The sequence below is a fragment of the Gemmatimonadales bacterium genome (genome assembly GCA_030697825.1).
Taxonomy (GTDB): domain Bacteria; phylum Gemmatimonadota; class Gemmatimonadetes; order Gemmatimonadales; family JACORV01; genus JACORV01.
Map to the genome: position 1 here is coordinate 1 of JAUYOW010000229.1, position 2,078 is coordinate 2,078.

Consider the following 2,078-nt stretch of genomic DNA (forward strand, 5'->3'; position numbering starts at 1 on the left):
GCCGGCGGAGCGGGCGCTCCTGGTGGGCGCTCCCCGGAAGGGCAGCCGCGACGCCCAGCAGGTTGAAGAGCATCTGGACGAGCTGGCGCAGCTGGAGTACCTGCTGCCGCGCCTGACGAGGATGTGGGCGCACCTCTCGCGCATCCGCGGCGGCATCGGGCTCAGGGGCCCCGGCGAAACGCAGCTCGAACGGATCGTCGAATGATCCGGAAGAAGATCGGCGTGCTCGGAGGCGGCAGCGGCGGACGTGCTGATCCACGTGGTGGACGTTTCGCACCCGGCGTGCGCTCACTGGTGGACTGTCCGCTCAGTGTTCCCCGGCCCGCCGTTCCTGCCGGAGGGCCTCCAACTCCGCGCGGAGCGGCGCCCAGTACTCTTTATCCGCGGCACGCTCCCGCCTCTGCTCGGCCTGGAGCTCCTGGTCGACCCGGTCCGGATCGCCCTCCACTGCACGCTCGACGGCGAGTCGCTGTTGCGCGGTGACGCGTGCCTCGTCCGGGAACGCCGACGCACACTCGACGAGCAGCTCCGGAGTCCGCAGCTCGCGCAACCAGAACGCGACGTGCTCTGCCGTTGGTTGGTCGCGCGCGCCAAAATAGCTGGCCTCCACCAGGCGGCGGATCATCGGCCAGTCCTGGTCGCGCTGGGTCTTCTTTGCCGCGACGAGGTCAGGGAGCGCGAGCAGATCCACCTGGAGCGGCGGGTCGGCGTCCGCCGGAAGCGACAACGTCGTGCGGCGCGTCCAGAGCGCCGGGAACGCGTCCACTCCGCGCATGCGCGCCATCACATCGATGCGGAGTCCGCCCACGTCGTTGCGGCCGCAACGGAAGTGCACCGCGTGACCCCGCTCCAGGTATGGTGCCTCGAAGGGCGGCACGGCCGTGACCGCCGCCTCCAGCTCCTGGAGGGCGTTGGAGAGTCGGGAGAGGTTCTCCGTGTCGGCGATGATTGCCAAGTCGATGTCGCGGCTAAACTCCGCTGCGCCGTACAGGATGCACGCCTGACCGCCCATGACCAGGCTCGCTACCCCGTGCGTCCTCGTCACGGAAAGGACTCTGTGAATCGGGCTCGGGATCAAGCGACCCTCCGAGGGCGAGAAAGGTGCTCCACAGGCGGCTGCTCTCGATCCAGCGCTCCGCCGGGCTCAGCCGAAGCCAATCCACCCATTCCGGCTCGCAGATGTCCTCCGGCCGGACGGGCTCGGATGTCTCCTCGGGTCGTGGGCGCATGCCGCGAATATACCAGCGCCCGAGCGGCCACGCCCGCCAGTCCGGGAGGCGCACATCCCGCGGGAGTACCTCCCAGGGCCATCCTGCGCTCCCTTGACGTTCCCTTGACGCCGGGGTCTTAGCCTTGTCAGCGCGCCAAGTGATCGAGGTCCGGCCGCCGGCGGAGCGGGCGCTCCTGGTGGGCGCTCCCCGGAAGGGCAGCCGCGACGCCCAGGAGGTCGAAGAGCATCTGGACGAGCTGGCCCGGCTGACGGACACCGCCGGGGCCGAGGTCGTGGGGCGGGTGATGCAGATCATTGCGGCGCCCACGCCGGAGTTCTATATCGGGCGGGGAAAGGTGGAGGAGGTCGGGCGGCGCATGGTGGAGCTGGGCGCGACGCTCGCGATCTTCGACCAGGAGCTGTCGCCCCGCCAGGGCAAGCATCTCGAGGACGCGCTGAAGACCCGGGTGATGGACCGGACCGAGTTGATCCTCGACATCTTCGCGCACCGGGCGCGCAGCAAGGAAGCGCGGATGCAGGTCGAGCTGGCGCAGCTGGAGTACCTGCTGCCGCGCCTGACGAGGATGTGGGCGCACCTTTCGCGCATCCGCGGCGGCATCGGGCTCAGAGGCCCCGGCGAAACACAGCTCGAATCGGATCGTCGAATGATCCGGAGGAAGATCGGCGTGCTCAAGGAGAAACTCGGCCATGTGGCCGAGCATCGCGGCCGGATGCGGCAGCGGAGCCGGGAGCGCGGGGTACTGAGGGTGGCGCTGGTCGGGTATACCAATGCCGGCAAGTCCAGTCTGCTCAATGCGTTGACCCAGACCCATGCGCACGTCGAGGATCGGCTCTTCGCCACCCTTGA

The 2,078-nt window shown here is 69.2% G+C and carries 2 protein-coding genes and 1 pseudogene; 2 read left to right on the forward strand and 1 reads right to left on the reverse strand.

Translation table 11 applies throughout. The annotated features are described in order from the left end of the window. Positions 1 to 79 precede the first annotated feature (79 nt). Positions 80 to 190 (forward strand): annotated as a pseudogene (locus Q8Q85_11775) (hypothetical protein). A gap of 117 nt (positions 191 to 307) precedes the next feature. Here Q8Q85_11775 and Q8Q85_11780 read toward each other — a convergent pair. Next, a complete protein-coding gene (locus Q8Q85_11780; GenBank protein ID MDP3774933.1) occupies positions 308 to 1,045 on the reverse strand; it encodes a hypothetical protein in 738 nt (245 codons plus the stop codon). Positions 1,046 to 1,353: 308 nt separating this feature from the next. Between Q8Q85_11780 and hflX the strand changes: the two genes are divergently transcribed. Next, positions 1,354 to 2,078, forward strand: a 725-nt coding sequence (gene hflX, locus Q8Q85_11785; GenBank protein ID MDP3774934.1) for a GTPase HflX, incomplete at its 3' end; no start/stop codon positions are given.